The organism is Nocardiopsis synnemataformans, assembly GCF_965343085.1.
GTDB lineage: Bacteria > Actinomycetota > Actinomycetes > Streptosporangiales > Streptosporangiaceae > Nocardiopsis > Nocardiopsis alborubida.
On the sequence record NZ_CBDRFA010000022.1, the window covers coordinates 66,550 to 85,709 of the forward strand.

18 protein-coding genes are annotated in these 19,160 nt (G+C 72.4%); 12 read left to right on the forward strand and 6 right to left on the reverse strand.

The genetic code is table 11. The features are described 5' to 3' along the window. Positions 1 to 34: 34 nt before the first annotated feature. Positions 35 to 652, reverse strand: coding sequence for a DUF2804 domain-containing protein (locus ACSIH6_RS15055; protein ID WP_435108910.1), 618 nt, complete (start codon positions 650 to 652; stop codon positions 35 to 37). Between the two features lie 110 nt (positions 653 to 762). On the opposite strand from ACSIH6_RS15055, the gene ACSIH6_RS15060 reads away from it, so the two are divergent. The 9 genes from ACSIH6_RS15060 to ACSIH6_RS15100 all read left to right on the forward strand — a co-directional run bounded on the left by ACSIH6_RS15060 (position 763) and on the right by ACSIH6_RS15100 (position 9,424). Beyond that, positions 763 to 1,215 (forward strand): HIT family protein, encoded by a 453-nt coding sequence (locus ACSIH6_RS15060; protein WP_435108911.1) that lies wholly within the window; start codon positions 763 to 765, stop codon positions 1,213 to 1,215. A 146-nt stretch (positions 1,216 to 1,361) separates the two neighbouring features. Next, on the forward strand, positions 1,362 to 1,745 hold the full coding sequence (locus ACSIH6_RS15065) for an ArsR/SmtB family transcription factor (protein WP_435108912.1): 384 nt from the start codon (positions 1,362 to 1,364) through the stop codon (positions 1,743 to 1,745). Next, positions 1,742 to 2,917: an MFS transporter gene (locus tag ACSIH6_RS15070; protein ID WP_435108913.1), complete on the forward strand. Its 1,176-nt coding sequence runs from the start codon at positions 1,742 to 1,744 to the stop codon at positions 2,915 to 2,917. Before ACSIH6_RS15065 ends, ACSIH6_RS15070 begins: the two co-directional genes overlap by 4 nt. A 285-nt stretch (positions 2,918 to 3,202) precedes the next feature. Beyond that, positions 3,203 to 4,357, forward strand: coding sequence for a Gfo/Idh/MocA family protein (locus ACSIH6_RS15075; protein WP_435108914.1), 1,155 nt, complete (start codon positions 3,203 to 3,205; stop codon positions 4,355 to 4,357). Then, positions 4,354 to 5,514, forward strand: a complete 1,161-nt coding sequence (locus ACSIH6_RS15080) for a dihydrodipicolinate synthase family protein (RefSeq protein ID WP_435108915.1) — start codon at positions 4,354 to 4,356, stop codon at positions 5,512 to 5,514. The genes ACSIH6_RS15075 and ACSIH6_RS15080 overlap by 4 nt, the downstream gene beginning before the upstream one ends. Further along, positions 5,511 to 6,470 carry a sugar phosphate isomerase/epimerase family protein gene (locus ACSIH6_RS15085; RefSeq protein ID WP_435108916.1) on the forward strand — a complete coding sequence of 320 codons (960 nt, stop codon included), beginning with the start codon at positions 5,511 to 5,513 and terminating at the stop codon, positions 6,468 to 6,470. Before ACSIH6_RS15080 ends, ACSIH6_RS15085 begins: the two co-directional genes overlap by 4 nt. A 443-nt stretch (positions 6,471 to 6,913) precedes the next feature. Then, positions 6,914 to 7,819 carry a 5-dehydro-4-deoxyglucarate dehydratase gene (locus ACSIH6_RS15090; RefSeq protein WP_435108917.1) on the forward strand — a complete coding sequence of 302 codons (906 nt, stop codon included), beginning with the start codon at positions 6,914 to 6,916 and terminating at the stop codon, positions 7,817 to 7,819. 2 nt (positions 7,820 to 7,821) lie between these two features. Further along, positions 7,822 to 8,910, forward strand: a complete 1,089-nt coding sequence (locus ACSIH6_RS15095; RefSeq protein ID WP_435108918.1) for a mandelate racemase/muconate lactonizing enzyme family protein — start codon at positions 7,822 to 7,824, stop codon at positions 8,908 to 8,910. 136 nt (positions 8,911 to 9,046) lie between these two features. Further along, a complete protein-coding gene (locus tag ACSIH6_RS15100) occupies positions 9,047 to 9,424 on the forward strand; it encodes a DUF2784 domain-containing protein (RefSeq protein ID WP_435108919.1) in 378 nt (125 codons plus the stop codon). A gap of 227 nt (positions 9,425 to 9,651) precedes the next feature. On the opposite strand, the gene ACSIH6_RS15105 is transcribed toward ACSIH6_RS15100, so the two are convergent. The 5 genes from ACSIH6_RS15105 to ACSIH6_RS15125 form a co-directional block, all read right to left on the reverse strand. Continuing rightward, entirely contained in the window at positions 9,652 to 10,683 is a 1,032-nt protein-coding gene (locus tag ACSIH6_RS15105) for a LacI family DNA-binding transcriptional regulator (RefSeq protein WP_435108920.1), read from the reverse strand. 67 nt (positions 10,684 to 10,750) lie between these two features. Next, entirely contained in the window at positions 10,751 to 11,704 is a 954-nt protein-coding gene (locus ACSIH6_RS15110) for an NAD-dependent epimerase/dehydratase family protein (protein ID WP_435108921.1), read from the reverse strand. A gap of 363 nt (positions 11,705 to 12,067) precedes the next feature. Further along, positions 12,068 to 12,937, reverse strand: coding sequence for a DUF6807 domain-containing protein (locus ACSIH6_RS15115; RefSeq protein WP_435108922.1), 870 nt, complete (start codon positions 12,935 to 12,937; stop codon positions 12,068 to 12,070). Further along, positions 12,934 to 14,106, reverse strand: a complete 1,173-nt coding sequence (locus ACSIH6_RS15120; RefSeq protein WP_435108923.1) for a Gfo/Idh/MocA family protein — start codon at positions 14,104 to 14,106, stop codon at positions 12,934 to 12,936. The genes ACSIH6_RS15115 and ACSIH6_RS15120 overlap by 4 nt, the downstream gene beginning before the upstream one ends. After that, positions 14,106 to 15,413, reverse strand: a complete 1,308-nt coding sequence (locus ACSIH6_RS15125; RefSeq protein WP_435108924.1) for a Gfo/Idh/MocA family oxidoreductase — start codon at positions 15,411 to 15,413, stop codon at positions 14,106 to 14,108. The genes ACSIH6_RS15120 and ACSIH6_RS15125 overlap by 1 nt, the downstream gene beginning before the upstream one ends. 434 nt (positions 15,414 to 15,847) lie before the next feature. Here ACSIH6_RS15125 and ACSIH6_RS15130 point away from each other — a divergent pair, with 434 nt between their 5' ends. From ACSIH6_RS15130 to ACSIH6_RS15140, 3 genes are read left to right on the forward strand one after another with little or no spacing between them, the layout of a single operon-like run. Beyond that, positions 15,848 to 16,819, forward strand: a complete 972-nt coding sequence (locus ACSIH6_RS15130; protein WP_435108925.1) for a carbohydrate ABC transporter permease — start codon at positions 15,848 to 15,850, stop codon at positions 16,817 to 16,819. Then, the gene (locus ACSIH6_RS15135) at positions 16,809 to 17,684 is read left to right on the forward strand and encodes a carbohydrate ABC transporter permease (RefSeq protein WP_435108926.1); all 876 of its coding nucleotides are present in this window, start codon (positions 16,809 to 16,811) and stop codon (positions 17,682 to 17,684) included. Before ACSIH6_RS15130 ends, ACSIH6_RS15135 begins: the two co-directional genes overlap by 11 nt. Before the next feature lie 18 nt (positions 17,685 to 17,702). Beyond that, on the forward strand, positions 17,703 to 19,022 hold the full coding sequence (locus ACSIH6_RS15140) for an ABC transporter substrate-binding protein (protein WP_435108927.1): 1,320 nt from the start codon (positions 17,703 to 17,705) through the stop codon (positions 19,020 to 19,022). Positions 19,023 to 19,160: the final 138 nt, after the last annotated feature.

A 19,160-nucleotide genomic window follows, 5' to 3' on the forward strand; every position in this document is an offset into this window, starting at 1 on the left:
ACCTCCCGGGGAACATGCCGGAGGGCGTTTCGCGTCACCATCGCATGTGGACGTGTTCGGCGAAACCGAGCAGGCCGTCCACGGAGACGGACTCCTCCCCGTCGGGGCGAACCGTGCCGGTGTAGTGGCCGAAGAGCTGGTGGGTGTCGTTGACGATGACCCCGGCGTCGGTGCGGTCGGCGCGCTCGTGGAAGGGGGTGAACACCAGGTCGACCTGGTCCGAGCCGGGGGTGCGCACCCACCAGGGCTCGTCCGGGCTGTCGGGGTCGTAGACCCACTCCAGTTCCTCGCCGATCTTGGACAGGCGTCCGTCCACGCACAGGGCGTTCTCGGTCAGGCCGGTGCCGCGGGTCCACTGGCCGCCGAACTGGAGCCCCACGGTGCGTTCGCCGGTGCGGCCCGAGGCCGCGCCCCAGTTCCAGCGGGTGTCGTAGGGCCATCGGCCGCGGCCGTGGTCGAGCACGCCCCAGGCTCCGTCGAAGTCGAGGGAGTCGCGGCCCAGGCGTACCGAACCGCGTGCGGGCCGGGCGGTGTGCTTGGAGGTGTACTGGAAGCGGTCGGCGCTCCAGGGAATGACCACGCTCATGGTCTCGTGGCCCTCGGGCAGGTCGACGGTCAGGTCGGTGGGGGTGTCTCGGGCGTGGTCGCGCAAAAGGCGGCGGTCACCGGGGGGAGTACCGCGCACCCGTTGCCGCCCCGAAAACCGGGTGACGTCCCCCGAGCGCCCTGCCACTCTGGCTCTCTCCGGTGGGGGGAGCCCGTATGAGCGACTGCCTGTTCTGTCAGATCCGGGACGGCCGTGCGGTCGGCAGCCTGGTCCACTCCGACGACCTGGTGCTGGCGTTCATGGATCTGTACCCGGTCACACCGGGGCACGTGTTGGTGGTTCCCCGCGAACACCTGGTGGGCCTGGACGAGGTCGGTGACGAGCTGGGCGGGCGGCTGTGGAGCGTGGCCCGCCGCGTGGGCGATGCCCTGCGCCGGGACGCGGGGGCCGCGGACAGCGGCTTCCCGTGGCCCGGGCCAGTGCGCTGTGAGGGCGTCAACCTGTTCCTGGCCGACGGCGAGGCAGCGGGACAGGAGATCTTCCACCTGCACCTGCACGTCTTCGCGCGCTTCGCGGGCGACTCCTTCGCCGTCCACGCCCTGTGGGAGGAGGCCGACCGCGCCGAGCTCGATGGCCGCGCGGCCAGGCTGGGCGCCCTGCTCGCCTGACGGTTCCGGACAGCGGCCCCGTCCGATTGGTGAGCAGGCTGTACCGGGCGGCCTTGTCCGGTGCCGCCGACATCAGCGACCCGTTTGATTGTGCGAGAATTTTCGCACTATTATTGTGCGACAATAGTCGAACGATCATGGAGGCGATGGCAGTGGCTGCGGTACGGACCTACGTTCACCCCGAGACCGAGGAGATCTCACTGCCGCGTGTGCTGTTCGCGCTGAGTGAGCCGCTGCGCCTGGAGATGGTCCGCAAACTCGCCCGGGAGGGCGAGGTGGACAGCATCGACCTGGGACCCGACCTGCCCAGGTCGACCCTGACCCACCACACCAGCCTGCTGCGCGAGTCCGGCGTCGCCTTCGTGCGGGCCGAGGGGCGCAAGTGCATGATCAGCCTGCGCGCCGAGGACCTGGACGCCCGATTCCCCGGCCTGGTGAGCACCGTCCTGGCCGGGTACGCGCCCGAGTCGGACGACGAACACGAGGGGGAGCCCGGCGGCGCGGGCGCGCGGCAGGGGGCCGGCCAGTGATCCGCCGGCTGTGGCCACTGGTGGCCGCCACCGTCTCGCTCGGTATCGACGCCTACGTGCTGGCCGGTGTCCTGCCCGGGATCGCGGACTCGCTCACGGTGTCGGTGGCCGCCGTCGGCCTGGGCGTCACCGCCTTCACCGGCGCCTACGCGTTCGCCGGTCCGCTGCTGTCGGGACCTCTCGTCGCCGGTTCCACCAGGCGCGCCCTGGCCGTGGCGCTGGCCCTGTTCAACCTCGGCAACCTGGTCACCGCCCTGGCCCCCGGCATCGCGGTGTTCCTGACGGCGCGCGTGGTGGCCGGGCTCGGCGCCGGGGTCCTGACCGCGGTGGCGACCGCCACGGCCGCCGCGATGGTCGCCGACCACGAGCGCGGACGCGCCATGGCGCTGGTGACCTTCGGGCTGTCGACCGGAACGGTGGCGGGCGTACCGGTCGGCATGCTCATCGGCCAGTGGGCGGGATGGCGCTGGACCATGGGCCTGGTCGTGGTGATCGGCGCCGTCAGCATGGCCGCGATCCTGCTCCGCCGGGCACCGTACCCGTCCATCGCGGTGGTCCGGGTCGGTGAGAACCTACGCCTGCTCAGGGTCCCGGCGATCACCACGGGCGTGACGTCGGCCTTCCTGCTCGGGCTGGCGAGTCTGGGCCTGTACACCTACCTGGTCCCCATGGCGGACGAGCGCGGCCTGGCCCCGTTGGCGTTCACGCTGGTGTGGGTGTGGGGCGCCGGCGGCGTCGCCGCCTCGGCCCTGATCGGCAAACCCCTGGACGCCTGGGGGCCTCGGCGGCTGTTCCCCGCGATCGTGGCGGTTCTGACCTCGGCCCTGGCCGCTCTGGCGTTCCTGGACCAGGCCGCCGTGTGGGTCGTCGCGGTCGCCCTGTGGGGAGCCGCGGGGTGGGCGAGTGTGCCCGTTCTCCAGCACCTGCTCGTCCACGGGCGCCAGCGGCAGGCCATGGCGGTCGTCGCCTTCCAGATGGCCGCCATGTACCTGGGGTCGGCGGCCGGCGCGGCCCTGGGCGGTCGGCTGCTGGAGCACGGTACGTCCGCCGGAGCGCTTCCCGGCTGGGCGGTCGGGGCCGCGTTCGCGGCGTTCGTGCTCGCCCTGGCCATCACGCGCGGCAGGGCGGTGCGCCCGCCCGCGCGGACCGGGGCGGACCCCGACCGGTCCTGAGACCGCGGCGGTCGCGGGCTGAGGCCGCGGTCCCTCCGGCGCGGGGAGCGAGGCCCGCACCGCTGATCATCGGAGCCGCCGACGGGGTCCGAGCCCTGGGCGTGGGGTTTTCCGCGACAACCACCGAAGGCCCCGGGGCCAGGCGCCCCGGGGCCTTCGGACCGTCCTGTGGAGACCGGTGTCGAAACGCTTCACGTCGTGGCAGGTCCGGGGCCCCTCTGGTGCGCGGGGGTGGTTTTGCCGTAGGCTGGAAAGCGCTTTCATACGGAAAGGTGGTAACAACCCATGGGTGATCACGTGCTGGGTGTCGCCATGAACGGCGTCACCGGACGCATGGGGTACAGGCAGCACCTGACCCGGTCCATCCTGGCCATCCGGGAGGCGGGCGGCGTACGCCTGCCCGACGGCTCCCGGATCATTCCCGAGCCCGTCCTGGTCGGACGCTCCGAGCACAAGCTGCGCGAGATCGCCGAGCGCCACGGAATCGAGCGCTGGTCCACCGACCTGGACGGTGTGCTCTCCGACGACGACATCACGGTCTACTTCGACTCGCAGATCACACACGCCCGCGAGGCCGCCGTGCGCGCGGCCATCGCCGCGGGCAAGCACGTCTACGTCGAGAAGCCCACCGCCAGCACGCTCAGCGCCGCCCTGGAGCTGGCCAAACTGGCCCGCGACGCGGGCGTGCGCAACGGCGTGGTCCAGGACAAGCTCTTCCTGCCCGGCCTGCTCAAACTGCGCAGGCTGGTCGAGAGCGGCTTCTTCGGCCGGGTCCTGTCGGTGCGCGGCGAGTTCGGCTACTGGGTCTTCGAGGGCGACTGGCAGCCCGCCCAGCGCCCCAGCTGGAACTACCGCGCCGAGGAGGGCGGCGGCATGGTGCTGGACATGTTCCCGCACTGGCACTACGTCCTGGAGCACCTGTTCGGCCCGGTGCGCGCGGTCACCGCCAAGGTGGCCACCCACATCCCGCGCCGCTGGGACGAGGAGGGCCGGCCCTACGAGGCCACGGCCGACGACTCCGCCTACGGCATCTTCGAGCTGGACGGCGGCGTCATCGCCCAGATCAACTCCTCCTGGAACGTGCGCGTGGCCCGCGACGAGCTCGTGGAGTTCCAGGTCGACGGCACCCACGGCAGCGCCGTGGCGGGGCTGCGCTCCTGCCGCGCCCAGCACCGCTCGGCCACGCCCAAGGCGGTCTGGAACCCCGACCTGGAGGACCTGGGGCGCTACCGGGAGCAGTGGGAGCCGGTGCCCGACAACACCGAGTTCCCCAACGGGTTCCGCGCCCAGTGGGAGGACTTCCTGCGCCACGTGGTCCTGGACACCCCCTTCCCGCACGACCTGCTCTCGGGCGCGCGCGGCCTCCAGATGGCCGAGGCCGGACTCCAGTCGGCGCGCACCGGACGCACGATCGAACTGGACGAGGTCACCCTCGCATGAGCACACTCCTGCTACCCGCCGCCGACGGCACCGCCGCCCCCTACGCCCTGGGCGGCACCCCCGTCGACGCGTCCCCCCTTCCCCCCGCCCGCTCGCGCACGGCCTACGCGGCGGCCCACGTGGTCGCCGACCCCCTGGAGGCCAACGCCCCCGGCGCCCCGGCCCGCCTGGACTGGGAGGCCACCCTGGCCTTCCGCCACCACCTGTGGGACCAGGGACTGGGCGTGGCCGACGCCATGGACACCGCCCAGCGCGGCATGGGCCTGGACTGGGCGGCCACCGCCGAGCTGATCCGCAGGTCGGGTGCGGAGGCCGCCGCGCGCGGCGCCGCCCTGGCCTGCGGGGTGGGCACCGACCAACTCGACCTTTCGCACGCCGATCTGGAAAGCGTTATCACCGCGTACGGTGAGCAGCTCGACGTCGTCCAGGGCGCCGGTGCCACCCCCATCCTCATGGCCTCGCGCGCCCTGGCCGCGGTCGCCTCGGGCCCCGACGACTACGCCAAGGTCTACGCCGACCTGCTGCGCCGGGCCGACCAGCCAGTGATCCTGCACTGGCTGGGCACCGCCTTCGACCCGGCCCTGGCCGGGTACTGGGGCTTCGCCGACCCGGCCGAGGCGATCGAGCCGGTGGCGGCCCTGATCGCCGAGCACGCGGCCAAGGTGGAGGGCATCAAGGTCTCCCTGCTCGACGCCTCGCTGGAGGTGCGGCTGCGGCGGCTGCTGCCCGAAGGCGTGCGCCTGTACACCGGCGACGACTTCAACTACCCGGACCTCATCCTGGGCGACGAGCAGGGCCACTCCGACGCCCTGCTGGGGGTCTTCGCCGCCATCGCCCCGGCCGCCGCCCGCGCGCTGGCCGCCCTGGACGAGGGCGACACCGCGCGGTACCGGGCCCTGATGGACCCCACGGTCCCGCTGGCCCGGCACCTGTTCGCCGAGCCCACCTTCTACTACAAGACCGGTGTGGCCTTCCTGGCCTGGCTCAACGGCCACCAGAAGGGCTTCCACATGGTGGGCGGGCTGCACAGCGCCCGCGACCTGCCCCACCTGGCCCAGGTGGTGCGCCTGGCCGACGCCGCCGGGGCCCTGACCGACCCGGACCTGGCCGCGGCGCGCATGCGGGCGCTCCTCCAGGTGTCAGGAGTGGACCAGTGAGCACGGTTCCCGAGGGCGCCCAGGCGCCCCTGCCGACGACGGCCCCGGCCGCGGCGACCGTTCCGGCGGTCGTGCCCGGCGCGGTGGACGTGCCCTCAGGGCTGCCCGCCGCGGTGCCCACCCCCGAACCGGGCGACCCGCGCCTGGCGCGGCTCTCCCTCAACCAGGCCACCGTCAAGTACTGGAACCTGACCCAGGCCGTGGACGGCTGCCTGCGCGCCGGGCTGCCCGCCATCGGGACCTGGCGCGAACCGGTCGCCGAGATGGGCCTGGCCAGGGCGGCCGGTCTGCTGCGCCGGTCCGGGCTGCGCGTGTCCTCGCACTGCCGCGGCGGGTTCCTCACAAGCCCGGACCAGACCGCGGCCCTGGAGGACAACCGGCGCGCCGTCGACGAGGCCGCCGAACTGGGCGCACCCTGCCTGGTCATGGTCGTGGGCGGCATGCCCGACGGCGACCGCGACCTGGTCGAGATCCGTGAGCGGGTGGCGGACGGCATCGCCGAGCTGGCGCCCTACGCCCTGGAGCGCGGGGTCCGGCTCGCGCTGGAGCCCCTGCACCCGATGTTCTGCGCCGACCGCGCCGTGCTCTCCACACTGGGCCAGGCCCTGGACCTGGCCGAACGCTTCGACGCGGCCGCCGTCGGCGTGGTGGTGGACGCCTACCACGTGTGGTGGGACCCCCAGGTGTGGGAGCAGATCGCCCGCGCCGGGGCGGGCGGGCGCATCGCCTCCTTCCAGGCCTGTGACTGGGAGCTGCCGATCCCCGCCGACGCCCTGCTGGGGCGCGGCATGGTCGGCGACGGCCACGCCGACGTGCGCGCCCTGCGCCGCGCGGTGGACGCGGCGGGCTACGACGGCGACATCGAGGTGGAGATCTTCAACGAGCGGATCTGGTCGGCCGACGGCGACGACGTCATCGCCACCCTGGCCCGACGCCACGTCCAGCACGTCCTGTGAGGCCCCCGGGGGCGCACGCGCGCCCCCGGTCCCCCCGAGCTCAAGGAGCGAGCTTGACTTCTCTCCCAGCTGAAGCAGGGAGGTTCTTCCCTCGCGGGTTGAGTTTTCTGCTTCGTAGCCGGTTGCCGACCCGAACTAACGGCGGGGGACGGGATACCGTCCATCGGTCTCACACCAGCTCCCGCCCCTACTGTGTGGGCTTCGCCAGGATCACACAGCGGGGGCCCGACATCACTTCCCGCCAGCCCGGCGGTAGGCCTACCCGGACGTGGTTCTCGTCCGAGCCAACGCGAGTCAGGCTAGCACCGGTCCCAGCGTTGGTTCGCGGGTTCGGTGATTCTGGTGGGCGGTGATCTGCCTGGGGCGAACCACCGTTTCCCATTTTGCCCCCTAGAAGTCCGATTCCTCCCTGGCCTTAAGGCCAGAGTTTCTTAAGGACCCAGATGAATTTCGACGGAATTCTCTTCTTCCCCCTGACCCCCTTCGATTCCGAAGGAGGAGTGAACGAGGACGTGCTGGCCGAGCACGTCGCCTCGGGCGTGGAGCACGGCGCGGGCGGGGTGTTCGCGGCCTGCGGCACCGGTGAGGTGCACGCCCTGTCGGCCGCCGAGCACGCCGCGGTGGTGCGGCGGTCGGTGCAGGTCACCGCGGGCCGCGTGCCGGTGGTGGCCGGTGCGGGCGGCAGCGTGGGCACCGCCATCGAGCAGGCGCGCGCGGCCCGCGAACTGGGCGCGGACGCGATCCTGCTGCTGCCGCCCTACCTGGTGGGCGCGCCGCAGCGGGGGCTGGTGGACTACGTGCGCACGGTGGTCGCGGCCTCCGACATCCCGGTGGTGGTCTACCAGCGCGGATCTATGGTCTTCACCCCCCAGAGCGCGGCGGAGCTGGCCGCGATCCCCCGGGTGGTGGGGATCAAGGACGGGGTGGGCGACCTGGGGCGGATGCACCAGATCGTGATGGCGGTGCGCGACCTGCGCGGCGAGGAGTTCACCTTCTTCAACGGCCTGCCCACGGCGGAGCTGACCGTGGCGGCCTACCGGTCGGTGGGCGTGCCGCTGTACTCCTCGGCGGCGTTCGCGTTCGTGCCCGAGGTGGCCGACGCCTTCTACCGCGCCTCCCACTCCGGCGACCCGCTGGCCGACACCCTGATGCGCGAGTTCTTCGAACCGCTGGTGCGGCTGCGCGACCGGACGCCGGGGTACGCGGTGTCGCTGGTCAAGGCGGGCGCGCGGCTGCGCGGGGTGGACATGGGCGGGGTGCGCGCGCCGTTCACCGACCCCACCGCCGAGGAGGAGTCCGCGCTGGCCGAGCTGATCGAGACCGGCCTGTCCCTGGTCAAGGAGGGCTGACCGTGCGCGTCACCGAGGTCGGCGCCCAGGCCTTCCGGCTGCCGCTGCACCGGCCCTGGGACGGGGGCGTGGACCGCAACGACGTCGTGGTGGTGCGGGTGGCCACCGACTCCGGGCTGGTCGGCACGGGGTTCGCGTGGACCCCGCTGATCGGGGCCCGGGCGGTGGCCGCGCTGGTCAACGACGACCTGCGGCCCGCACTGGTGGGCGCCGAAGCCCATCCGGCCCGGTGGGACGAGTTGCGCTGGCATCTGCGCGAGGCGGGTACCAGCGGGCTCACCCTGATGGCGCTGGCGGGGGTGGACATCGCCCTGTGGGACCTGCGCGCCCGCGCGGCGGGGTCGAGCCTGGTGGACCTGGTGGGTCGGCGCCGGGAGTCGGCGCCGGCCTACGGCAGCGGGGTGAACCTGGACTACTCCCTGCCCGACCTGGTGGAGCAGGTGCGCGGGTGGGTGGAGGCCGGGCACGTCGCGGCCAAGATCAAGGTCGGCTCGCCCGACCCGGCCCGGGACGCCGAGCGGGTGGGCGCGGTGCGCGAGGTGCTGGGCCCGGACCGGCTGCTGATGGTGGACGCCAACCAGCGCTGGGACGTGCCCGGAGCGGTCCGGGCACTGGACGCGCTGGAGGGGTTCGGCCCGCACTTCGTGGAGGAGCCCCTCCCGGCCGAGGACCTGGAGGCGCACGCCCGCCTGCGTGAGCGCACGCGGGTGCCGTTCGCCGTGGGTGAGAACCTGCGCACGGTCGCCGAGTTCGAACGGGCCGTGGAGCTGGGGGTGTGCGACGTCGCCCAGCCCAACGTGGTGCGGGTGGGCGGCATCACCCCGTTCCTGCGGATCGCGGAGTCGATGGCGCGCCGCGGCGTGCTGGTGGCTCCGCACCTGTTGCCCGAGCTGTCGGGGCAGCTGGCGCTGTGCCTGCCCCGGGTGGCCATGGTCGAGGACATCGACCGGGCCTCCTTCGCCGCGCTGGGCGCGTTGGCCCGCCCCAGCGGGGTGGAGTTCGACCGGGGCCGGGTGCGCGCCGACACCGGCCACGGCCACGGCCTGGTGTTCGCCGACACGCTCACACCGGTCGCGGACGCTTCCCCCTAGCACCGGGTCGCGACCGGAAAGGGGCCGGGACGCCCCGTGGCGGTGGCGTCCCGGCCCCGTCATGAGTAGGAGTACTCAGCGGGGCCGGGTGCGCGTACCGATGTGGGGCGTCCCGGCCCGGTCCTAGGTTCGGGGCATGACCTCCCTCCTCGTGGGCCACGCCGCGGCGGCCCTGCACTTCGGTTTCCTCGCCTTCGTCGTGTTCGGCGGCGTGCTGTCCTGGCGCTGGCCCCGGATGTTCTGGGTGCACCTGGCGGTGGCCGCCTACGCGCTGGGCATCGTCATCGTCGACTGGCCGTGCTTTCTGACCGAGATCGAGAACTGGTCGCGGGCGCGCACCGGGCGGGCGGTGATGGAGAACGGCTTCATCGACTTCCACCTGACCGGGAACCTCTATCCGCCCGAGCACCTGCTCACCTCGCGCCTGGTCATGGCCGGGATCGTGGCGGTCACGTGGGCGGGCACGGGGTGGCTGGCCCTGCGCCGCCGCGCGGCGGAGCGGGCCGGGGTGTGAGGCGGCCGGGCCCGCCCGGAGCTGTCCCCCGCTGCCGGATGCTCAGGCCAGGAGTTCGCGTGCCAGCGCCCGGGACCACCAGCGCTCGACCCGGTCGGACTCCCAGCCGCGCTCGACGGTGAGCGTGGTGCAGACGTCCCATCCGCACCCGCACCGGTCCCGCCGGGGCGTCTCACGAGGCGCCGGACCGGGACGGTGGGGAGGTCGCCCGGTGCCGACCGCGGGGCTCAGCGGGTGGGCGGCGCGGTGCTCTCGCGCTCGACGACCTCGCCGCGCACCGTGACCACGCGGGGCTGGTCGCTGGGCTCGCTGTCCAGGGCGAGCACCGCCGCGCGTTCGCCCATCTCCTCCAGCGGCAGGCGCACCGTGGTCAGGGCGGGGGTGAGGTCGCGCAGGGTGGGGATGTCGTCGAACCCGGCCACCGACAGGTCGGTGGGCACCCGCAGACCCAGGTCGCGCAGCGCGGCCATCGCGCCCGTGGCCATGACGTCGTTGACGGCGAACAGGCAGGTGGCGTCGGTGCCCACCGCCATCAGGCGGCGGGTGGACTCGTATCCGCCGTCGCGGGTGAAGGCGCCGTGCACCACGTTGTGGTGGGCCAGCTCCAGGCCCGCGCCCGAGAGCGCGGAGTGGAATCCGTCCAGGCGTTCGCGGGCGGTCTGGAGGTCGGTGGGCCCGGCCAGGATGGCGAACTCCCGGTGCCCCTGGGCGATGAGGCGGCGGGCCAGGTCGGAGGCCCCGGTGTGGTTGTCGGGGGTGACCGTGTCCGCGGGCAGGCCCTCCTGGGACACGCACGCCACCCGCCCGCCCTGGCGGCGGAACATGCGGATCTCCTCGGACAGGCGCCGGTTGCTCTCCTCGTCGGTGGAGCGCGAGCCGACCAGCACGACCGCGCGGGCCCGGTGCGCGCGCAGCGTGGCCAGGATGCGGCCCTCCTTCTGCGGGGAGCGGTTGGTGGTGCCCAGCACCAGGACCAGCCCCTGCTCCTCGGTGTGGCGGGTGACCCCGGCGGCGATCGAGGAGAAGTAGGGGTCGGAGATGTCGTGGACGAGCAGGCCGACCAGGGCACTGCTGTTGCGGGCCAGGGTCTGGGCCGAGGCGTTGGCCAGGTAGCCGAGCTCGCGCGCACTGGCGGTCACCTTGTCACGCAGGCGCTGGCTGACCTGGCGTGTGCTGCCGTTGATCACCCTGGACGCCGTGGCCAGGGACACCCCGGCGTGCTCGGCGACCTGTTCCAGTGTCACGTAACCGGACTCCACGCCGCTCCCTCTCCTGCCTCGGCCCATGGGAAAACTCTTTCCTACCCTAGCGGAGCCCTCGACCAGCTCATGGACGCTCGGACGTCGCACCGGCACCACCGGCCCCGGACCCGTCCGGAGAGGCGGCTGACCGGTTCTCCCCGGCGCGCAGCTGCGTGCGCCAGGTCCGGGAGGGGGCCCAGCCCAGCGCGGTGCGGGCCGCCTGGGAGGAGAAGACCGCGCGGCCGTCGGCCAGGGCCGGGGCCACCGGGGCGGTGCCGGGGTGGTGCAGGGGCAGCAGGGCGTCGACCGGGACCTCGGACAGCGGGTCGGGGGCCATGGCGTTGAACACCTGGCCGCCGCTGACCTTGGCCGGGTTCTCGACGACCAGCGCGAACAGCTCGGCGGCGTCGCGGGCGTCGACGTAGTTGAACAGGGAGGTGGCGGCCAGGGCGGGGTCGGCCAGCCGCTCGGCCATGGTGTGTCCCAGCTGGGTGGGCGCGCCCTCCCACTCATCGGGGGCCACGACGTAGCCCGGGCGCACGCACGACAGGACGCAGGTGGCGGAGGTGCGCGCCAGGGCGCGCACGGTGTCCTCGATGATCGCCTTGCTCAGCCCGTAGGCGTGCCAGGGCGTGACCGGGTGGGCCTCGTCCAGCGGCAGGTAGCGGGGCGCCCAGGAGGGGGTGTTGTACCCGTAGACGGTGGGGCTGGAGGCGGCCACCGCCGAGTGGGCGCCGTGGGCGACGGCGGCGGAGAGCACCGCCCAGGCCAGGCCGGTGTTGATCTGGAGGGTCTCCACGTCGGGGCGGGCGAAGGGCACGGCGATCCCGGCCAGGTGGACGACGGCCTCGGGGCGGGCCCGGGTGAAGGCCGCCTCCAGCGCGGCCGGGTCCAGCAGGTCGGCGGTGACCGCGTCGACGCCCTCGGGCAGGTCGGCCGCGGCGGTGTCCACGGAGGTCACCTGGTGTCCGCGTGCGGCCAGGGTGGCCACGACGCTGCGGCCGAGCCGCCCGGAGCCGCCGGTGACGAGAACGCGCATGGGTGTTGTCTTCCTTCCCTCGCCCCCGTGCTCGGGGGAGTTGTCCACAGGTCGTACGGGGCACTGGTGCCGCCCCGCGCGGCGGACCTAACGTTGATATCGGGGGGGTCCCCGGGCCCGCCTGCTTCGTGCTGCGTCCGTCGCGCCCGGACCACCCTCGCAGAGCCCGCCCCCCGCAAAGCCCTTCTCCGCGAGGCGTGCCTCACAGACCGTGTTTTATGGGCCGTATCTCATGGGCCGTGTCTCATGGGCTCTCATGGGCCGGGCCCCGCCGGTTCGGCTCGCGGACCCACCGCGACACCGCCCCCGGTCCTGACGCGGAGCCCGGCCCACATCCAGGGCGACGGATCACGGATCACGGGCTCAGGGCAGCTCCCGCGCGGCCTCGGCCAGGGCCGCCAGCTCCACGGCTCCGTCGGTGCGCCCGTCGCGCACCGCCACACGCAGCCGCCGCTCCAGGCGCCCGCTCTCGGGCAGGGGCAGTCGGGCGTCCCACGCCAGCGCGGGCCCCACTCCCGGGTACTCCTTGGCCCGCAGGAACCACGGGTCGGTGTGCTCGCCTGGCTGGAGGAAGACCAGGGTCCACCCTCCGCTCACGGCCTCGTCCGCGTCCTCACCGCCACCACCGACCAGCGCCAGCCACTCCGCCCGCGAGCCGTGCAGGGCCTCCTCACCCTCCAACCCGCCCGCGCCGACGACGGCGGGCGGGGCCGCGGCCACGGGCGCGCGCCAGAACAGGCCCCCGTACCCGGCGCCGGGGCGGCCGTTGGTGGCGGGACTGCCGATGCTCAGGTCGCGTCCCGAGGTGTTGCGCAGCTGCGTGCGCACCTCCAGGACCCAGGCGCGCCCGTCCAGGCCCGCGGCCCGCACGGTGCGCTCCTCGCTCAGCATCTCGGCCCCGTCCGGACCGGTCCACGACAGCGCCTCGACGCGGCGGTCCGCGGCCAGCTCCAGCCAGGACACGTGCCGCTGGCGCCCGTGGTTGTCCAGCAGCACCGACCCCCGGTCGCGGGTGAAGGTGCGCCCGCCCCAGAAGCTCACCCCCGACACGTCGGGCACGGCCACGCCCACCCCGAAGTGGTGCAGGTGGTCGGCGGGCCGCTCCTCGGTGACCGGCACCCCGGCGCGGGTGCGCACCGGGTGCAGGTAGGGGCGCGGGGACAGGGTCGGCTCGATGTCGGTTCCGTCCCTGAGGACGGCCAGGACGCGACCGTCCAGGGTCAGAGTGTTCACGGCGTGGCCTTCGCGTCGGTCGGTCCCGTCCGGGCTGCGGGGGACCAGGCGGGGTCGAGTTCGGAGAACAGCGCCAGGTGCTCGGCGCTGCGGTGGATGAGGGTGTCGATGCCGGGGATGATCCGGCGCACCCCCTCCTCGGTGCGGTACACGTGCTGCATGCCCACGGGCAGCGCCACCGGGTCGGGCGCGGTGCGCACCGCTTCGAGCACGTGCATGAACGCCCGGGTGGCCTGGGGCGGCACCAGCAGCGGCCCGCCCCCGCGTACGTGGTCGACCAGGTTGGACATCAGGTGGGTGCGCGGGTGCGTGGTGGTGGCCGGGTCCCGGCCCGGCCGGTGCACGGTGACCCGGTCCAGCGTGTACTCGAACTCGATGCGTCCCAGGTCGCCGTGCACCACCAGGCGCGGCGGCAGGTGCTCGGGCGCGCACAGGGTCACCGCCAGGGTGATGGGCAGCCCGTCCGCGGTGCGCACGCGCACGCACGAGGTGTCGTCGGCCTCGATGGGGTGGGCGTGGAACATCTCCAGCTCCACGTCCCTCGGTGCCTCGGCCGCGGCTCCGGCCACGGCCAGCGCGGTGGCCAGGGCGTGGGCGAAGGGGTTGGTCAGCGCCCCGTCCACCACGTCGCGCCCCTGGAGGCGGCGCCGCCCCGCCCAGGGTGCGCGGTCGTAGTAGGCCGAGGTGCGCACCCACGTGCCCGAACCGCCGATGCCGCGCACGCGCCCCACCGTGCCCTCGCGCACCAGCGTGCGCACGGCCTCCACGGCGGCCGAGCCCAGGCTCTGGAAGCCCACCTGGCAGGCCAGCCCGGAGGCGTCCACGGCCGTGGTGAGCTCCTCGAACTCGGCCAGGGTCGCGGTGGTGGGCTTCTCCAGCAGCAGGTGGGAGCCGTGTTCCAGCGCGGTGCGGGCCAGGGGCAGGTGGGTGTGGATGGGCGTGGCCAGGACGGTGATCCGCGCACCGGTGCTCTCGATCGCCTCGCCCAGGTCGGCGTGGCAGGGCAGCGCGCCGTGCCCCTCCAGATCGTCGCCCTCGGCGACGGGGCGCTGGTCGCACACGCCCACGAGCCGGACCAGCCCGCTCTCCGCCAGCTCACGCAGGGAGCGCAGGTGGGCGCGGCCGTGGCCGTGGACTCCGGCCAGCAGCACGGGCACGGGCTCGGCCATCAGCTGCCCCCGAGCAGGTCGGCGACGCGGACAGGCGCCCCCGAGGCGATGGAGGCGTTGGCCGCCAGCCCGGTGAGCAGGGCGTTGCCGCCGTCGGAGTGGTCGGGGCGGATGCCGTCGTCCTCGCCGCCGAAGAGCGAGTCGAGCATGAGCTGGTCACCGCCGCCGTGGGTGCCCTCGCCCACCGCCACGGTGATCTCCTCGGGCGGTTGCCAGTGGCGGCGCAGCCACAGCCGGGCGCTGGTGTGCTCCTTGGGGGCGGGCATGCCGCGCACGGGCGTGGCCTCGTCCTGGTCGGGCGAGGTGTACTCGAACTCGGTCATGTCCAGCTCCAGGCGCCCCCGGCTGCCCGTGATCGCGATGCGGTAGCCCTCCCAGGGGGCGTAGGCGACCAGGTGGTAGGTCAGGCGCGCCCCGGTGTCGTAGCCGACCAGCACGGACATGTCGTCCTCGATGGTGATGCCGGGCCCGAAGACGTTGAGGTCGCGCCGGTAGCCGTCCTCGTGCTCGGCGTCCAGGTACAGGGCCCTGAGGTCGGGGCTGTCGTCCATGTGCAGGGCGAAGGGGTCGCTCTGGGCGGCGTCCTCGCCGTGGCCGCGCTCGTAGTCGGCGGCCAGGCCGTGGCGGCGGCCGTTGTCGTCGCCGTAGAAGAACAGCCTCCCCGACGCGAACACGTCGGTGGGGCGGGCGCCGATCCACCAGTTGACCAGGTCGAAGTGGTGGCTGGCCTTGTGCACGAGCAGGCCGCCGGACTGGGTCTTGTCGCGGTGCCAGCGGCGGAAGTAGTCGGCGCCGTGGCGCAGGTCCAGCAGCCACTCGAAGTGCACCGACCCGACCTCGCCGATGACCCCGGAGGCGATGAGGTCGCGCAGCTGGCGGTGGACGGGGTTGTAGCGGTAGTTGAAGCCCACGGTCACCCGCCCCCCGGTGCGCGCCTGGGCCTCGTTGATGCGTCGCAGCCCCTCCAGGTCGGCGGTCATGGGCTTCTCGGTGATGGCGTCGAGGCCGGCGTCCAGGGCCGCGACGACGTAGTCGGCGTGGGTGCGGTCGACGGTGCAGACGATGACCTCGTCGACCCTCTCCTCCTTGATCATGCGGACGAAGTCGTCGGGGGAGTAGGTCGGCACGGCATCGAGGCCGGCGTCGGTGACGATGCGGTTGTGCACGGCCATGCGGGTGCTGTTGGTGTCGCAGAGGGCGACCAGACGTCCCCGGTCCCGGTGGGTGCCGGTCAGGGCCCAGGTGTACATCCGGGCGCGGGAGCCGGTGCCGACGATCGCGTACCTGCGTGGGGTGGTGTGGTTCACACAGGGCATGGTAAACGCTTTCCCACCCGGCCGACAAGGGTGTCGACCAAGACGTGTCCGAGCATCCGCACCTCCGTAACTCATGACGAACCGTGCCCATCCGACTGCGGAGGGTGGGATTTCCCGTGCGAACGATCGCGGAGGCGGTGGGGGCGGAGCGATTCCCGTGCTTCCCGGGCCGCCGGAAGCGTAACGATATGGGGCTTGGATCACAGTTTTCGGGAAACCTGCCGTTGACACCCATGTAACCCGGTGCTAGAAACTGAACATCTTAGTACGTGGATAGCGCTTACCAGAACATGTTTCGGCAGTTCAACACGTGTTCTCGCCCACAGCGTACGCGTCTTCCGAACGAGATTGGCAGTTTCCATGATTCCAGGACCGCACGCGCCCGCCAGCGCTCCGGCGGTGGCCCCACAGGAGGGTGGATCCCCGTGAGTGCCCTCCTGCAACGGCGGCCCGACAAGGCCCCCGAGGACCCGGCCGGTGCCAAGCCGCGCCGCCGGGTCGGCAAGAGCCCGGCCCCGGGCAAGCGGCGGAACGAGAACCTCGCCGCCTACGGCTTCCTGGCCCCGTGGTTCATCGGCCTGGCGTTCATCACCGCGGGCCCCCTCCTGGCCTCCCTGTACTTCTCCTTCACCGACTACAACCTCATCGGTGACTACGAGTGGGTCGGCCTGGAGAACTACCAGCGGATGTTCGACGACGAGCGCCTGCACAGCGCGCTCAGGGTCACGTTCGTCTACGTGTTCGTGTCGGTGCCGCTCCAGCTCGCCCTGGCCCTGGCCCTGGCGATGGTCCTGGACCGGGGCGTGCGGGGGCTTCCCCTGTACCGGTCGGTGTACTACCTGCCCTCCCTGCTCGGCGGCAGCGTGGCCATCGCCATCCTCTGGCGCCAGGTCTTCGGCGCGGAGGGCCTGATCAACCAGGTGCTCGCCTTCTTCGGCATCCAGGGCGAGGGCTGGGTCTCCCACCCCGACTACGCGCTGGGCACCCTGATCGTGCTCAACGTGTGGACCTTCGGCGCGCCCATGGTGATCTTCCTGGCGGGTCTGCGCCAGATCCCCGTCATGTACTACGAGGCCGCCGCGGTGGACGGAGCGGGCCCCTTCCGCCGCTTCTGGAACATCACCGTCCCGATGCTCACCCCGATCATCTTCTTCAACATGGTGTTGCAGTTCATCAACGCCTTCCAGACCTTCACCCAGGCGTTCGTGGTCAGCGGCGGCACCGGCGGCCCCTCGGACTCCACGCTCTTCTACACGCTCTACCTCTACCTACGCGGCTTCGGCTCCTTCGACATGGGCTACGCCTCGGCGATGGCCTGGCTGCTGCTGATCATCATCGGCGGGTTCACCGCGGTGAACTTCATCGCCTCCAAGTACTGGGTCTTCTATGGCGACTAAGACAATGGCTCCCGTGACCTCCAAGGAGCGCACGCGGGCCGAACGCACACGACGGCTGATCACGCACATCGGGCTCATCGCCTTCGGGCTGATCATGCTCTACCCGCTGCTGTGGATGCTCTCCAGCTCGTTCAAGCCCACCGAGGAGATCTTCCGCGCCCCGGGCCTGATCCCCGAGACCTTCACCCCGGGCAACTACACCGAGGGCTGGAACGCGCTCCAGTTCCCGTTCCACCACTACCTGCTCAACTCGGCGGTCGTGGTGGCCGGGGCGATCGTGGGCAACCTCATCGGCTGCTCGATGGCGGCCTACGCCTTCGCCCGGCTGGAGTTCCGCGGCAAGCGGCTGTTCTTCGCCACCATGATGGCCACGATCATGCTGCCGATCCACGTCGTGATCGTGCCGCAGTACATCCTCTTCGCCGAGCTGGACTGGATCAACACCTTCCTGCCGCTGATCGTGCCCAAGCTCCTGGCCACGGACGGGTTCTTCATCTTCCTCATGGTGCAGTTCATCCGCGGACTGCCCCGTGACCTGGACGAGGCGGCGCGCATCGACGGCTGCGGCCACGTGCGCATCTTCTTCCAGATCATCATGCCGCTGTCCCTGCCGGCCCTGGCCACCAGCGCGATCTTCACCTTCATCTGGACCTGGAACGACTTCTTCAGCCAGCTGATCTTCCTCACCGACCCGTCGATGTACACCGTTCCCGTCGCCCTGCGCACCTTCGTCGACTCGACCTCGCAGACCTCCTGGGGTCCGCTGTTCGCCATGTCGATCGTCGCCCTGGGACCGGTCTTCGGTTTCTTCCTCGCGGGTCAGCGATACCTCGTCAAGGGCATCGCCACCACCGGAATCAAGTAGTCGAAGGGAACCGAACTCATGCACGCACACCCTGGCAGCGGGCGCCCCCAGGCCCGTCGCCGCAGCCCTTTCCTCTCCGTGGCCGCGGGAGTGGGCGCCATCGTGATGGCGGCCACCGCCTGTGGCGGCTCCGAGGCCGACGACGGCACCGTGGAGCTGCGCTTCTCCTGGTGGGGCGCGGACGACCGCCACTCCACCACCCAGCAGGTCATCGACCTGTTCGAGGCCGAGAACCCGGGCATCACCATCGTCCCGGAGTACACCGACTGGGCCGGGTACTGGGACCGCCTGGCCACCAGCACCGCCGCCAACGACGCCCCCGACATCATCACGCAGGAGGAGCGCTACCTGCGTGAGTACGGCGACCGCGGCGCCCTGCTCGACCTCAACGAGGCCGGTCTGGACATGTCCGGGATCGACCCCCTGGTCGCTGAGAGCGGCGACCTGGACGGACAGACCTTCGGCGTGGCCACCGGCGTGAACGCCTACGCCATCCTGGCCGACCCCCAGGCCTTCGAGGACGCGGGCGTGGAGATGCCCGACGACGAGACGTGGACCTGGGACGACTACATCGAGATCTCGGCCCAGATCAGCGAGGCCACCGACGGCGAGACCGTGGGCACGCAGAGCATGTCCTACAACGAGACGGGCTTCCAGATCTTCGCCCGCCAGCGCGGGGAGAACCTCTACGCCGAGGACGGATCCCTCGGCTTCTCCCAGGAGACGCTGGAGGAGTGGTTCTCCGTCACCGAGCAGCTGACGGAGAACGGCGGCCAGCCCGGCGCCGCCGAGAGCGTGGAGATCGAGGCGGGCGGCCCCGACCAGTCGGTGCTCTCCACCAACCAGGGCGCGATGGCCCACTTCTGGACCAACCAGCTGGGCGGCATCTCGGCCTCCTCCGGCCGCGACATCGAGCTGCTGCGCTACCCGGGTGAGAGCACCGAGGACCGCACCGGCATGTTCTTCAAGCCGGCCATGTTCTACTCCATCTCCGCGGGCACCGAGCACCCGGAGGAGGCGGCGCTGTTCGTGGACTTCCTGCTCAACAGCGAGGAGGCCGCCGAGCTGATCCTGGCCGACCGCGGTCTGCCCGCCAACGTGGACGTGCGCTCGCACATCATCGACTCCCTGCCCGAGGCCGACGCCCGCAGCGCGGTGTTCCTGTCCGAGATCGAGGGCACGATCGTGGACGGCAACCCGCCGCCGCCGATCGGCGCGGGCCAGGTCGTGGACATCACCAAGCGCGTCACCGAGGACCTGACCTTCGGCGACCTGACCCCGGCCGAGGCCGCGGAGCAGTTCATCGCGGAGGTCGAGGCGGCCACCGGCGAGGCCTGATCCAAAAGGCGCGGATCCAGCACCAGTACGCGGGCGGGCCCGGCGGGAGGAGACTCTCCCGCCGGGCCCGCCCGCGTGTGCGGTCCGCCCGGGCGATGGCGGGGACCGGCGGTCGTTCGGGGCGGAGCCCCGAGGGCG